12 protein-coding genes and 1 pseudogene are annotated in these 11,177 nt (G+C 68.6%); all 13 read left to right on the top strand.

Translation table 11 applies throughout. The annotated features are described in order from the left end of the window. Positions 1–2,639, top strand: a 2,639-nt coding sequence (locus NKF06_RS17505; protein WP_253246140.1) for an FAD-linked oxidase C-terminal domain-containing protein, incomplete at its 5' end; no start/stop codon positions are given. 179 nt (positions 2,640–2,818) lie between these two features. Beyond that, a complete protein-coding gene (locus tag NKF06_RS17500; protein WP_253246141.1) occupies positions 2,819–3,955 on the top strand; it encodes an alanine--glyoxylate aminotransferase family protein in 1,137 nt (378 codons plus the stop codon). Positions 3,956–4,082: 127 nt separating this feature from the next. Continuing rightward, entirely contained in the window at positions 4,083–4,355 is a 273-nt protein-coding gene (locus NKF06_RS17495; protein WP_058828362.1) for a hypothetical protein, read from the top strand. 70 nt (positions 4,356–4,425) lie between these two features. Next, positions 4,426–5,028, top strand: coding sequence for a hypothetical protein (locus tag NKF06_RS17490; RefSeq protein ID WP_253246139.1), 603 nt, complete (start codon positions 4,426–4,428; stop codon positions 5,026–5,028). Positions 5,029–5,111: 83 nt separating this feature from the next. After that, positions 5,112–6,398, top strand: coding sequence for a histidinol dehydrogenase (gene hisD, locus NKF06_RS17485; RefSeq protein ID WP_253246138.1), 1,287 nt, complete (start codon positions 5,112–5,114; stop codon positions 6,396–6,398). A 120-nt stretch (positions 6,399–6,518) separates the two neighbouring features. Beyond that, positions 6,519–6,884, top strand: coding sequence for an iron-sulfur cluster assembly accessory protein (locus NKF06_RS17480; RefSeq protein WP_058828359.1), 366 nt, complete (start codon positions 6,519–6,521; stop codon positions 6,882–6,884). Positions 6,885–6,923: 39 nt separating this feature from the next. Further along, on the top strand, positions 6,924–7,172 hold the full coding sequence (locus NKF06_RS17475) for a DUF5816 domain-containing protein (RefSeq protein WP_004042840.1): 249 nt from the start codon (positions 6,924–6,926) through the stop codon (positions 7,170–7,172). A gap of 87 nt (positions 7,173–7,259) precedes the next feature. Further along, entirely contained in the window at positions 7,260–7,604 is a 345-nt protein-coding gene (locus tag NKF06_RS17470) for a hypothetical protein (protein ID WP_004974708.1), read from the top strand. A 56-nt stretch (positions 7,605–7,660) separates the two neighbouring features. Then, positions 7,661–8,374: a hypothetical protein gene (locus NKF06_RS17465; protein WP_253246137.1), complete on the top strand. Its 714-nt coding sequence runs from the start codon at positions 7,661–7,663 to the stop codon at positions 8,372–8,374. Then, on the top strand, positions 8,371–9,030 hold the full coding sequence (locus NKF06_RS17460) for a hypothetical protein (protein WP_058828357.1): 660 nt from the start codon (positions 8,371–8,373) through the stop codon (positions 9,028–9,030). Before NKF06_RS17465 ends, NKF06_RS17460 begins: the two co-directional genes overlap by 4 nt. 100 nt (positions 9,031–9,130) lie before the next feature. Further along, complete coding sequence (locus NKF06_RS17455) at positions 9,131–9,940, top strand: MarR family transcriptional regulator (protein ID WP_253246136.1); 810 nt, start codon at positions 9,131–9,133, stop codon at positions 9,938–9,940. A gap of 119 nt (positions 9,941–10,059) precedes the next feature. Beyond that, positions 10,060–10,272 carry a dodecin gene (locus tag NKF06_RS17450; protein ID WP_004969446.1) on the top strand — a complete coding sequence of 71 codons (213 nt, stop codon included), beginning with the start codon at positions 10,060–10,062 and terminating at the stop codon, positions 10,270–10,272. Between the two features lie 120 nt (positions 10,273–10,392). After that, positions 10,393–11,177, top strand: a pseudogene (locus NKF06_RS17445) (metallophosphatase); the annotation flags it as partial.

The following is an 11,177-nucleotide window of genomic DNA, read 5'->3' as shown; positions in this document are numbered from 1 at the left end:
CCACGGGCGCACACTCGGTCCGCTACGGCATTACTGACGCCTACACCGAGGAGTTGCGGGTCGTGCTCGCCGACGGGTCGGTCGTCCACACCCGCGACGTGGTCGTCGGGAGCGACGAATGGGACCGCATCGTCGGGAAGGACGACCGCGAGGCCCATCTCTACCGGACTGTTCTCGGCCTCGTCGAGGACCACGAGGAGGAAATCGAACGGAAGTACCCGAGCCTCAAGCGGTCGGTGTCGGGCTACAACCTCCACAAGGTCGTCACCGAGACCGACGACGGCGAGACGGTTATCAACCTCTCCAAACTGTTCGTCGGCGCGGAGGGAACCCTCGGCGTCGTGGTCGAGGCCACCGTGTCTCTCGTGACGGTTCCCGAGGAGACGGCGCTCGTCCTCTACGCCTACGACGACCTCGTGGAGGCGATGGCCGCGGTCCCCGACGCGCTCGACTTCGACGCCAGCGCGGTCGAACTCATGGACGACGAGGTGTTGCGGATGGCCGCCGAGTCCAGCGAGTACGCCCAGTACGTCGAGGAGATTCCCGACGGGACGGCGGCGACGCTGATGCTGGAGTTCGACTCCGAACTGCACGACAACTTCGAGGCGGTGATACGCGAGGCGAACGAGCACTTCCTGCGAGACGGCGACGCCGAGTCGGCGGCGGATGACGTGCCGGCGGCGGGCGATGACGCCGACGACGCCGACGACACCGCCGGCGGCGCGTTCGAAGCCATCGAAGCGTACACGCCCGAGGCGCAGGCGGACCTCTGGAAGCTCCGCAAGGCGGCGATACCGCTTCTCATGTCGCTGCCGGGCGACCCGAAGCCCTACCCGTTCATCGAGGACGCGAGCGTCCCGCCCGGGGAGTTGGCAGAGTACGTCCAGTCGTTCGAGGAAGTGCTGGAAGACCACGGCACGTCGGCCGCGTACTTCGCCCACGCCGGCGCGGGGACGCTCCACATCCGCCCCATTCTGAACCTGAAAGACGGCGCGGGCATCGAGACGATGCGCGCCATCACCGACGACGTGACCGACCTCGTGTTGGACCACCGCGGGGCCTTCTCGGGCGAGCACGGCGACGGGATGGCCCGGACCGAGTGGAACCCGAAGATGTACGGCCCCGAACTCTGGGGCGCGTTCAAGGAACTGAAGACGGCGTTCGACCCCGAGTGGCGCATGAACCCCGGAAACGTCGTCTACCGCGACGGCCCCGACGACCCCGGCCCGGACGGCGACCGCGGCGTCGGCGCGGACATGCGCGAGAACCTCCGGTACGGCGCGGCCTACCAGTCCATCGAGCCCGCGACGACGCTCGACTTCTCGGACGAGGGGGGCTTCTCGCACCTCGTCGAACTCTGTAACGGCTGCGGCACCTGCCGACAGACCGGGTCGGAGACGATGTGTCCGACCTACCGCGCCTCGAAGGACGAAGTCGAGACGACCCGCGGGAGGGCCAACATGCTCCGCGCGGCCATCAGCGGCGACCTCCCGGAAGACGAAATTCACTCGGACCGGTTCCAAGAGGAGGTCCTCGGGCTCTGTGTCGGCTGTAAGGGCTGTAAGAGCGACTGCCCGACCGGCGTCGACTTGGCGAAGCTCAAAGCCGAGGTGAAACACGCCCACCACATCGAGGCGGGCGCGTCAATCCGCGAGCGCCTGTTCGCCAACATCGACCGGTTGGCGGGCGTCGGCAGCGCTCTCGCGCCCGTCTCGAACTGGGCGGCCGAGCTTCCGGGTGCGCGGGCCGCGATGGAGCGACTCGCGGGCGTCGCCCCGGACCGGTCGCTCCCGTCGTTCACCCGCGACACGCTCGAATCGTGGATGGACGCGCGACGGCCCCGCGTGCCGGCGGCGGAGGCCGACCACCGCGTCCTCCTGTTTCCCGACACCTACACGAACTACGTCACGCCCGAAATCGGGAAGGCGGCGGTTCGCGTGCTGGAGGCCGCCGGCGTCCACGTCCGACTCGCGGAGGGCGTCGAGCCGAGCGGCCGCGCCGCCTACTCCGGCGGCTTCCTCGACCTCGCGCGGCGGCGCGCGGGCCACAACGTCGAGACGCTCCGGCCGTCGGTCGAAAACGGCTGGTCGGTCGTCTTCGTCGAGCCCTCGGACGCGGTGATGTTCCAAGACGAGTACGCCGACCTCCTACCGGACGACTCGGTCGCGCCCGTCGCGGCGGCCGCCTACGGCGTCATGGAGTTCCTCGACACCTACCGACTGGACGAGGCCCTCCCGGTTCGTGGGCGCTCGGCCGACGACGACGGCGCGGCCGGAACCGTCGCCTCCGCAGTCGCCGACGGCGGCTCACTCGGCTCCCTCACCTACCACGGCCACTGCAACCAGAAGGCGCTGAACAAGGACCACCACGCGGTGGGCGTCCTCCGGCGGGTCGGCTACGAGGTCGACCCGCTCGATTCGAGCTGTTGCGGCATGGCCGGGAGCTTCGGCTACGAGGCCGAACACTACGACCTCTCGAAGGCCATGGGGAACATCCTGTTCGAACAGGTCGACGAGAGCCCGGGCGACGAGGTGGTCGCCCCCGGCGCGTCGTGTCGGACGCAACTCGAAGACAGGGACGACGCGGCGCGGCGACCGCCGCACCCCATAGAGAAGGTCGCACAGGCGCTGTCGGGCTGAGCGGGCTACTCGAAGCACTCAACCGGCCGGCCGGAGTTCCACGGGTCGGGGTCACGCGCCGACCCCGGTTCACGGCGTTCCGCAATCACATCCCTTTTGCCGGTTTGCGTGGCAGGTGAAGGCAGACCATGTCCGATGCACCCGATGTCGGCGAACTCACCCCGCCGAATCGCACGCTGATGGGCCCCGGCCCGAGCGACGTCCATCCGCGCGTCCTCCGCGCGATGTCCACGCCGCTCGTCGGTCACCTCGACCCGTCGTTTATCGACATCATGAACGAGGTGCAGGAACTCATGCGTTACACGTTCCGCACCGACAACAAGTGGACGATTCCGGTCTCGGGGACCGGGTCGGCGTCGATGGAGGCCGCCATCGGCAACCTCGTCGAACCGGGTGACACGATGCTCGTCCCGACGAACGGCTACTTCGGCGGGCGCATGGAGTCGATGGCCGAGCGCGCCGGCGGCGAGGTCGTCCACGTGGACGCGCCGTGGGGCGAGCCGCTCGACCCCGCGGACGTACAGGACGCCTTCGACGAGCACCAGCCGGACGTGTTCGGGTTCGTCCACGCCGAGACCTCGACCGGTGTGAAACAGCCGGGCGTCCCCGAACTGACGAGCATCGCCCACGACCACGACGCGCTCGTCGTCGCCGACACCGTCACCTCGCTCGGCGGGGTCGAACTCGAAGTCGACGACTGGGGCATCGACGTGGCCTACTCCGGCCCGCAGAAGTGTCTGTCGTGTCCGCCGGGCGCGAGCCCGCTGACGCTCAACGACCGCGCGATGGACAAGGTGCTCTCGCGGGAGGAGCCGCCCCGCTCGTGGTACCTCGACCTGTCGCTGCTGGAGGGCTACTGGGGCGACGACCGCTCGTACCACCACACCGCGCCCATCACCAACGTCTACGCCATCCGCGAGGCGCTCCGTCTGGTCGCCGAGGAGGGCATCGAAGAGCGGTGGGCGCGCCACCGGCGGGTCGCGGGCGCGCTGAAAGCCGGCGTCGAGGCGATGGGCCTCGGCCTCAACCCCGAAGACGAGTACTGGCTGCCGAGCCTCAACGCGGTGCTCGTCCCCGACGGCGTGGACGCCGGCGCGGCCATCGACTACGTCCTCGAACACTACGACCTCGAAATCGCCGGCGGCCTCGGCGCGCTCGCGGGCGACATCTTCCGCGTCGGCTGTATGGGCCACTCGGCGCGGCCGGAGAACGTGTCGTTCCTCCTGACCGCCCTCGGCGAGGCGCTGGAGGCGCAGGGCGCGGACGTGGACCCCGAAGTCGGGTTCGCCGCCATGCGCGAGCAGTTGGGTCAGTAGCGGCCCCTAACCGGCGGTAATTCGACGCGAACCGCGGCGAAATTCGGCGAAACCGACGCAAAACGCCCACCACGGTGTCCCGTATTCATGAGCGTCGCTCCGTGAGTGGCGACCGAAGCGATTCACCATGAACCGACGTAGACTCACCCTCGCCGGCATCGCGCTCGCCGTCCTCGTCGTGACTGCGGGTGTCGCCGCCGCTGCACCGAGCGACAACGCACGCGACTCGTCCCCCGCGTCCGAGGCCGGCCAACAGGGGCCGCCCGGCGAACTCCCCGGCCCGGTTCCGGAGTTCGTCTCGGATATTCACGACCTCGTTAGCGACTTCCTGAACGGGGCCCTCGACGGGTCGCTTGGGGACACGCTAAGCGACCGCGCCAACGACTTTTCGGGTGCGTAACTAAGTGCGACCCGTCGGTAGCCGACAACTGCGCTAAACGACACCCGTCAAACCCGACTTTCCATTTCATATGAGACGCACACTCCTCGTCGCCGCGACAGCTCTGGTCCTCCTCACGGCCGGCATCTCGGCCGCGTTCGTGACCGGTGTCGGACCATTCTCGGACGACGACGCCGAGTCAGACGAACCGTTCCCCACGCAGACGACCGCACCGCCCGACGACGACGGCGGTGACAGCGGCGGGAGCGACAGCAGCGACAGCGGTAGCAGCGACAGCGACAGCGGAGACAGCAGCGACGACGGCGACGCGACCGAAAGCGAGTCGGTGCCGCCGTTCGGCGTCGTCGTCGACAACATCGAGAAGTGCGGTCAGACGTGCCGCGACGTGACGAGCACGATAACCAACCAACAGGACGCCGACAGTTCCGGCGTCACCGTCTACAGTCGCATCTTCGTCGGCAACAGCACCGACCCGGACGACGAGGTCTGGCGCGGGTCCCAAGCGGTCGGCGACCTCGCGGCCGGCGAGTCGTACACGACGACGAAGCGCGTCAAACTGTCGTACTCCGAGGCGTTCGCGGTCCGGCAGGCCGACGGCTGGATTACGGTCCAGACGACCATCGAGACCGACGACCGAACGCTGACCTACACGGAACAGCGCGACGTGGCGTAGGTTGCGCGAGGCCGCGGCGCGGGATGCGAGCGCCGCTCCACCGCTTCCGCAACGTCTTTTCGCGCCGGCCGCAAAGCCGGGGTATGAACATCGAGGTTCGCGAACTGGCCGACCTCGGCACCGACGCCCGCCGTGCCTTCTTCGAGCGGGACGCCGGGGTCGAGGAGGTTCGCTCCGACGTGCGCGACATCGTCGAGCGCGTCCGCCGAGAGGGCGACGTGGCGGTCCGTGAGTTCTCAACGGAGTTCGACGGCGTCCAAGTCGGCAACATCGACGTGACCGACGCCGCCGAGCGCGCCTACGACGAAATCGACGACGACGTGCGCGAGGCCATCGAGGCTGCCGCGGCGAACATCCGCGAGTTCCACGGGAAGCAGGTCCCCGAGGACTGGCGCGAGGAGTTCGGCGACGCCGGCACCCGCGAACTCGGGCGTCGCTACCGCCCGCTCGACCGGGTCGGCGTCTACGCCCCCGGCGGCACCGCCGCCTACCCGTCGAGCGTCCTGATGGGCGTCATCCCCGCGAAGGTCGCGGGCGTCGAACACGTCGCGGTCGCCACCCCGCCCGCCGAGCCGATGAACCCCGTCACGCTCGCCGCGATGCACGTCGCGGGCGCGGACGCGGTCTACTCGGTCGGCGGGGCACAGGGCATCGCCGCGCTCGCCTACGGCACGGAGACGGTGAAGGCCGTCCAGAAGGTCGTCGGGCCGGGCAACAAGTGGGTCACGGCGGCGAAGGCCGAAGTCCGCGGCGACGTGGACATCGACTTCCTCGCCGGCCCCTCCGAGGTGCTCGTCGTCGCCGACGAGACCGCCGAGGCGCGGTTCGTCGCCGCCGACCTCGTCGCGCAGGCCGAACACGACCCGAACGCGTCGGTCGTCGCCATCACCGACGACGCCGACCTCGCCGCAGAAGTCGTCGCGGAGGTCGAACGACAGGCGGGCGAGCGCGAGCGGACGGAGACTATCGAGGCCGCGCTCGAAAGCGACGCGTCGGGCGTCCTCCTCGCGCGGTCGATGTCCGAGGCGGTGTTATTCGCCGAAGAGTACGCCGCCGAGCACCTGACCATTCAGGCCGACGACGACGAGGCGCTGTTGGACCGCATCGACTCCGCGGGGAGCGTCTTCCTCGGCCCGTACACGCCCGTCGCGGCCGGTGACTACGCTTCCGGGACGAACCACGTCCTCCCGACCGGTGGGGGCGCAAAGCGGCAGGGCGGGCTCTCTGTCGACCACTTCCTCCGCTCGACGACAGTCCAGCGCCTCGACCGCGAGGGGCTGTCGGAGCTTTCGGAGACGATTACGACGCTCGCGGAGGCCGAAGGGCTGGACGCGCACGCTCAGAGCGTCCGCGAGCGGTTCGAAGAGTAAGCGAACGCGGCTCGTTCGACTCGTTTTCCGCCGACTTGCACCCGGTAGTCGCATCCTACCGGGGCGGCTCCGGGTTCCGCCTGCGCCACAGTTAACCGTTCCCACAGTATAGTGGGGCGTATGAGCACGGAATCCGCGAGTGGCGGCGGCGATGTGGCGGTTGCGGTCACGCCCGCGGCCGCGGACGAAGCCGTCTCCCTCCTCGAAGGAGAATCGATGGACACCGACGTGGCGGGCCTCCGGCTGTTCGTCCAGCAGGGCGGTTGCGCCGGGCTGTCCTACGGGATGCGCTTCGACAACGAACCGGAAGACGACGACACGGTCGTCGAACAGCACGGCCTCCGCGTGTTCGTCGACCCCGCGAGCATGAACTACATCGGCGGCGCCACCCTCGACTTCGAGGGCGGCCTGCAGGGCGCGGGCTTCCACGTCGATAACCCGAACGCCGAGAGCAGTTGCGGGTGCGGCGAGTCGTTCCGGACGTAGGGACCAATTTCTTAAGCCACCCCCGCGCCAATCGGTGGCATGGCCGAACTCCAGACCCAGACCGTATCGAGCGGCAAGACCGTCTTCGTCGCTACCGACGAGCCAGAGCGAGGCTCGAAGGGACCGTTCTACGTCGTGTACTCGACCGAAGACGCCGAGAACCGCTGGGGGTACCTCTGCGGTAACTGCGACTCGTTCGACACCGCGATGGACACAATGGCCCGCATCGAGTGCAACAACTGCGGAAACGTCAGAAAGCCCGAGGAGTGGGACGCCGCTCACGAGTAGTCGAGCGCCCGGCGCGACCGTTCGTCAACTATTGGCATGCCATACCGTGGCAATCTTTATCAGGGGTGCGGGTGTACGTAGACGTGCATGGCCCAGGCTTCGATGCCTCCTGTTCAGGAGGCTCGGTCGATATTCGGCCGGCTCGGCTACTCCGTCTCGGGCGACGGAACCGATATGCTGGCCGAACGCAAGTGGCGTACGGTCCACGTGACCGCACTGAGTTCGCGCGAAGCGACCGAATGCCGTCCGGTGCTCGCAGACGGCGGAACCGAGACACCGTATCGGTTCCGCTGCTTCGTGACGTGGGACGACCACATCAGCGCGCTTCGAGAGCGGCTTCGCGGTATCGACCTTCCATACGAGTGGGCAATCATCGGCGTGTCGAACGGTGGTGGGAACGACTACGAGGTCGTTCACGGGACGAACACGTAATCGAAACGGGGCGTCTTCGCCCAAACGTTTTCTCAGCCCGTCGCTAACGGACGAGCATGTCGCAGGCCGCACAGACGGAGCTGGCGCAATTCGTCCGGAGTAGACGGCTCAACGCGGTACTTGCGTGGCTGTTCGTGGGGTTCCTCGTCGCCGTCGCCATCGGGAGCGTCGTCACCGGCGGCGACCTCGTCTGGGGCGGCTTCGCGGCCGTCGTCGCCGCGGTCACCGTCGTTCCGGCCGTCGCCTTCCGCGAGCCGCGAGCGATGCTCCCGTGGGAGGTCGTCGCGCTCGCGTCGCTCCCGCTCGTCGCTCGCGTCCTCGTTCGAGGCCAGACCATCGGCGGCGTGACCTTTACCGGCCGCGTCTCGACGTATCTCGCGGTGGCCGCCATCGCGCTCATCGTCGCCGTCGAACTCGACGTGTTCACGCCAGTCCGGATGAACCACTCGTTCGCCGTCTTCTTCGTCGTCATCGCCACGATGGCCGCCGCGGGCGTCTGGGCGGTCGTCCAGTGGCTCTCGGACCTCTACCTCGGCACGCGCCTGCTGTTGAACGGCCGCCCCGACGAGGTCATCGAGACCGGGCTGATGTGGGACTTCGTCGCCGCCACCGTCGCCGGCCTCGCAGCTGGGTTGCTGTTCGAGTACTACTTCCGCCGCCGGGCGGGGTCGCGTAAGCGGCTCCCGGAGGAGGTGGCGGATGTCGCCGAGGACGTGAATCCGGCGGAGATGGACGACTACTCCGCGACGGAGGACGGTGAGTCGTCGTGAGGATTCGCTCGCACCTCCACATCGACGCGCGACGCCAGCGCCAGCTCTCGCGGGCGATGCAGGTCGTCCTCGTCGGGCTCGTCTTCATCGGCCTCGACCGCGGGAACCTCGGCATCGTCGTCAACGCGCTCGTCGGGCTCGGGGTGACCTACCTCCCGGCGCTACTCGAACGTGACTACCGCATCCCGATGGACGCCGGGCTGACGCTCTGGATATCCTCGGCGGCGTTTCTCCACGCGCTCGGCACGGTCGGCCTCCCCGGTTCGGAGACCAGTTTCTACGCGGGCGTCTGGTGGTGGGACCACCTCACGCACGCGCTGTCGTCGTCGGTCGTCGCGGCCGCCGGCTACGCGACCGTCCGCGCGGTCGACGAGCACACGGCGGACATCTACCTGCCGCCGCGGTTCATGTTCGTGTTCATCCTGCTTTTCGTCCTCGCGTTCGGGGTCTTCTGGGAGGTCATCGAGTTCGCTATCTCGGGGGTCGCCGCGCTCGCAGGTACCGGGTCGGTGCTGACGCAGTACGGCCTCGACGACACGCTCCTCGACCTCGTGTTCGACGCCGTCGGTGGGATTATCGTCGCTATCTGGGGGACCGCACACCTCTCCGACGTAGTCGGCGCGTTGCAGAAACGGCTCGAATCGACACCTCGTTGACACGTCGACACGGTCGTCGGTTCGCCCGGTCCCTCCCGGATACGGGTGAATATCCGGAGTCCCGATATACATTTGTGTACGCCCTGAGACGTTCATACCGATGTCGAGTTGGATTGGTGACGAGGACGAAGACGAGGGCGGAGACGCGGCCGACGCGTTCGAGGCGGTCGGCCGCCGCCGTCGACTCCTCCAGGCGCTCTCGTCGGAGCCGCTTTCGAAGGCCGACCTCGTCCGCGCGCTCTCGGTCTCTCGGTCCACCGTCGACCGCGGCGTCGAGCGCCTCGTCCGGCTCGGACTCGTCGAGCGATCGAACGGCGGCTTCGTCGCCACGAGCGCGGGTCGCGTCGCCTTGGAGACACACGACGAGGCGCTCCGATCGATGGCGAACGTGCTCGACGCGGTCCCACTACTCGACCGCCTTCCCGAGTCGGTCAGTCCGCCGCCCTCACTGTTCCGCAACGCGGTCGTCTGCACCAGCAACCTTTCGGAGATGGAACAGCGGGCCCCGCTCGATTTCGATATCAGTGAGGTGACGACACTCACCGGATTCAACGGCCCGTTCCTGTTCAGCATCTGGCCCGAGGCATGCGAACAGCTCGCGCGGCTCGGCGACAGCGCCACGCTCGTCCTCTCGGCGGAGTCCCTCGACTGGCTTTCGAAGCGCTACCCCGACGGCCTCGACGCCATCGTCGACGCCGGCGTCCGCGTCTCCGCGGTCGAGGACGAACCGGGGTTCGGCGTCGTGGTCATGGACCGCCCGACGACGGCTTCGGTCACGGTCGTCGTCTACGACCACATGGGCGGCCCGGAGGCGCTGGTCGTGAGCTACGAACCGTCGGCCGTGGCGTGGGGTCGGCGGCTCGTCGCGGCGCGCGCCGAGACCGCTCGTTCGTACCGTCCCGACGAGTGAGTCCCGCGACGACGCGCCGCGGATCGCTCCGTCCGTCCCGTTCACCTCCTTTTTCCCACCCGCCTCGCCGCCGAGTCAGGGACGATTATTTGTGATAGTAAGACGAAGGGTCCGACGAGATGGTGTTCAAGAAAATCACCCTTGTCGGTCGGAGTGCAGAGAGTTTCGACGCCGCCGTCGACGACGCGATTAACCGCGCCGAGGAGACGCTCGCGGGCGTCCACTGGGTCGAGGTAAAGGAACTCGGCGTCGAACTCGCGTCCGTCGAGACCCGGGAGTACCAAGCCGAGGTCGAAGTCGCGTTCGAACTCGAAGGGAAAGACGGCGAGTAGAGACGACGCTCACCCGGTCGAGACCGGCCCGCGTCGGTCTGACTCGGGTTGGCCCGCGTCGACGGCGCGGGCCGTCCCGACGGCTTCTTATCCGCCCGCACCGCCACATTCGAGAAGCGAATGCCTCGGCTCCTCCACTACTCCGACATCGAGAACGTCTTCGACGACACCGAGCGCGCCGGCCGCCTCGCGGGTTGCGTCAGCGCCCTCGACGGCGACGACACGCTCGTGGTCGGCACCGGCGACAACACCGCGCCGGGCGTCCTCTCGCTCGTCGAGCGCGGCGGACAGGCGCTCGACTTCTACGACGCCGTGGACGCCGACCTCGAAACGTTCGGCAACCACGACTTCGACTACGGGCCGAGCCGGACCCGCGAACTCGTCGCCGCGAGTCGGCCGACGTGGGTCACGAGCAACGTCCACGGCGAGGACGGCGGCCGGTTCGCCGCCGACGAGGGGAGCGTCCCACGGACGATCCGCGAGGTGGACGGGCTGACCCTCGGCTTCTTCGGCGTCACCGACCCGGCGACCGGCACCATCAACCCGGAGGCGGCCGACGTCGGCTTCTCCGACCCCTACGCGGCCGCCGCCGACGCGGTCGCCGCGCTCAGGGACGACGGCGCGGACCTCGTCGTCGCGCTCTCACACCTCGGCAGCGGCGACGACGAACTCGTCGCCCGGTGCGACGTGGACCTCGTCCTCGGGGGCCACGTCCACGCCGAGCGCGAGACGTGGTCGACGGCGTGCCGATCGTCCGCCCCGGTGCGAACGGCCACGTCGTCTGGGAGGTCCGCGTCGCCGCCGACCGAATCGAGACGGTCCGCCACCGGACCGCCGAGTACCGGGCCGACGAGGGGCTGGTCGCGGCGCTGGCGGGTCGGGTCGACGCCGCCGGTCTCGACGAG

It is taken from the genome of Haloferax sp. AB510 (assembly GCF_024136985.1).
GTDB lineage: Archaea > Halobacteriota > Halobacteria > Halobacteriales > Haloferacaceae > Haloferax.
Note: the sequence above shows the minus strand (reverse complement) of the source record. Positions and strands in the feature narration are given on the sequence as shown.

Coding starts and splice junctions, on each gene's coding strand:
- NKF06_RS17500 (WP_253246141.1), top strand. CDS start 2,819: ATGGGCCCCGGCCCGAGCGACGTCCATCCGCGCGTCCTCCGCGCGATG.
- NKF06_RS17495 (WP_058828362.1), top strand. CDS start 4,083: ATGAACCGACGTAGACTCACCCTCGCCGGCATCGCGCTCGCCGTCCTC.
- NKF06_RS17490 (WP_253246139.1), top strand. CDS start 4,426: ATGAGACGCACACTCCTCGTCGCCGCGACAGCTCTGGTCCTCCTCACG.
- hisD (WP_253246138.1), top strand. CDS start 5,112: ATGAACATCGAGGTTCGCGAACTGGCCGACCTCGGCACCGACGCCCGC.
- NKF06_RS17480 (WP_058828359.1), top strand. CDS start 6,519: ATGAGCACGGAATCCGCGAGTGGCGGCGGCGATGTGGCGGTTGCGGTC.
- NKF06_RS17475 (WP_004042840.1), top strand. CDS start 6,924: ATGGCCGAACTCCAGACCCAGACCGTATCGAGCGGCAAGACCGTCTTC.
- NKF06_RS17470 (WP_004974708.1), top strand. CDS start 7,260: ATGGCCCAGGCTTCGATGCCTCCTGTTCAGGAGGCTCGGTCGATATTC.
- NKF06_RS17465 (WP_253246137.1), top strand. CDS start 7,661: ATGTCGCAGGCCGCACAGACGGAGCTGGCGCAATTCGTCCGGAGTAGA.
- NKF06_RS17455 (WP_253246136.1), top strand. CDS start 9,131: ATGTCGAGTTGGATTGGTGACGAGGACGAAGACGAGGGCGGAGACGCG.
- NKF06_RS17450 (WP_004969446.1), top strand. CDS start 10,060: ATGGTGTTCAAGAAAATCACCCTTGTCGGTCGGAGTGCAGAGAGTTTC.